This window comes from Paenibacillus rubinfantis (assembly GCF_001486505.1).
Classification (GTDB): Bacteria; Bacillota; Bacilli; order Paenibacillales; family Paenibacillaceae; genus Fontibacillus; species Fontibacillus rubinfantis.
Genome location: NZ_LN909053.1, coordinates 1 through 2,414, shown reverse-complemented (window position 1 = coordinate 2,414; position 2,414 = coordinate 1). Strand labels below are relative to the sequence as shown.

Here is a 2,414-nt window from a genome sequence, read left to right as displayed (position 1 = left end):
GCGGAATCGGTGGTGTTCAGCCGGAACCCGGCGGCGGTCGCCACGGCGGCGCTGATGCCAACGGCCCCGGCCAGCGCCCAAGCGGTGAATGCAAAGCGACGTGCGTTCATTGGATGACAAAGCCCCCTTTCTCGTTGCCGCCGCTGGTTGACGTGGCGGCCTTGGGCGGCTCCGGTTGCACGCGCACGCGATCTGATTTCTTGGGCGGCGGCATCTTCGACCGCGCCGCAAAAGTCGGGTCTTGGAAATAGAGGATTTGACGGCCCCGGATGACGGGTTGCCCGGCGACGAAAACAAGCATTTCGCCCGCGTCGATAATGTCGCCCTTGGCGTCCTTCTTCGGTCCCGGCAGGCGCATGATTTCGTCGGCGGTCATCAAAGGCCGCTGCACTTCCTGATAGCTGCGGGAAACCTGTTCCAGCACCGCGCCGAAGCGTTTTCCGCTCGTCGTGATCTGCTCTTTGATGATGGTGGTTTGCCCCGTCATCTTGCTCATCCACTCGGCGGTTTCCACCTTGTTGGGAGCGTAGGCAACGCGGACGTGGCAGTTAGAAATGATGCTCTCGAAATTCGTATACGCCTTGTAAAGCTGCTGCACGTCCTGCGTAATCAGGTAGGCTTTCATGCCGTAACCGGCGATGTAGGCCAGTGCCGATTCAAACACTTCAAGTTTCCCGAGCGTCGGAAACTCGTCGAGCATGAGCAACAGGCGATGCTTGTGCATCGTCTTGCTGCGGCCCGCCTCGTCGTATTCCATCCGGTCGGCGAGGCTTAGGACGATCTGCGCGAGCAACAGGCGCGCGAGTGGTCGCATACGGTCGGCGTTGCGCGGCGTCGTGATGAAGTAGAGCGACACCGGGCGGTCGTGGTCCATGAGGTCGGCCACCTTGAAATCGACGCGCGATGTGTTCTCGCCCACGATGGGGTCGCGGTAGAGCGACAAGGCGTTGTTAGCCGTCGAAATGATGCTGCCAAGCTCGCGGGCGGGCGTGTTCGCCATACGGCGGCCCACGCCGCTGATAACCAGCTTGGCCTCGCGTGCCGCCGGATCGCGGGCGTCAAGCTCCACGTCGCGCATTTCGGTGAACAGGCCGGACAGGGCGCGGGGGTCGCCCTCGGGGTCGTCGGCAAGGTCGTTTTCCGTGTCCGGCGCGGCGAAGTCGCCGACGCCGGTAAGCATGTGCGCGCAGTCGTAGAGGCCGGGCAGGCGTCCGACCTTCTCGGCCTTGTAGAGCGCGTGCAGGATCAGGCCGACGAGCAATTCATAGGCGGCGCTGCGGAAGTGGTCGCCAGCGATGCCGCGCCCGTCATCGTCCACCACCATAAGGGCGATGTTCTGCGCATCGCTGACTTGGTAGCGGGTTCCGAATCGGATCTCCGCGAGCGCGTTCCAAGAGCAGCCCGCGCCCGGCTCTGCCGGATCGAAGCGCAACACGACATTGCCCGCCTTCTCGCGCCGCCATCCGGCGGTCATGGCGTAGTTTTCGCCCTTGCGGTCCAGCACGAAAACCGAATGCGGCCAGCTTAGAAGCGTTGGGATGACAAGGCCCACGCCCTTGCCCGAACGGGTCGGCGCGAGCGCGCAAACATGCTCGGGGCCATCGTGGCGCAGGTAGTGCAGGCGGCCCGTTTTCGGATCGTCGTAGCCGCCGCAATAGACGCCCTGCCCGCCTTCCTTGCCGGTCGGCAAAAGGCCGCTCGCCTGCACTTCCTCAAGGGTCGCAAAATGGGCCGTGCCGTGAATGCCCTCGTTCTTGCGCACGCTCCGGGTGGCGAAACCGACATAGAGAACATAGGCGAGCATCGCCACCATGACGCCGACGGCGAAGATGACGAAAGCATAGTTATAGGTATGCTCTGCGTAGCGGTAGAAACGGAACATCCATTGCCACCACGCGAACGGCTGATAGAGCGTCCCGAAGATCGGTTGCCCTAAGCTGGGGTGATATTGCAGCCGGGCCGCAATGAACTGTGTGCAAACGCTGTTTATGGCGATGAGGGCCAGCACTAGCAGCACGCCGCCGAGTATCCGCGCCCTCGCCACCGAAGTATTTTTATCGCTCACCTTTCAATTCCTTTGGTGTTGTCAATGAAGCGGCCTCGGGCGTCTACCGTGACGGACTGGCCGACGCGCCAGCGGGAGGCTTTCGCCACCACTCGCGGCCCTGCCGGTTTGACCAGCGTTTCATTCCCTCGTTTGAGCAACAGCACTTCGCTACCGTCCTCCATCCGGCGGCGGCCTTGGTAAGTCGCTGCTCCCGCGTCCGCGCTGGTCCATAGCCGATTATAGTCTATAGACGATATTTTGCTACGGTCGGAATTGCGTTTATCAATCCACCGGAGAATGGCCGGGGAAACGGCCTCGTCGGGCCGCTGCGGGGCCGCTGGGCGCGGTTTCGCGCCTGCCGGGGGTT

At 62.8% G+C, this 2,414-nt stretch carries 2 protein-coding genes; both read right to left on the bottom strand.

Annotated features, from left to right (window positions below):
- Positions 1 to 106: 106 nt before the first annotated feature.
- Entirely contained in the window at positions 107 to 2,065 is a 1,959-nt protein-coding gene (locus BN3277_RS01130; RefSeq protein ID WP_059040489.1) for a type IV secretory system conjugative DNA transfer family protein, read from the bottom strand.
- Positions 2,062 to 2,414 (bottom strand): hypothetical protein (locus BN3277_RS01125; protein WP_392396606.1); only part of this gene is annotated, 353 nt, incomplete at its 5' end. The genes BN3277_RS01130 and BN3277_RS01125, both read right to left, overlap by 4 nt.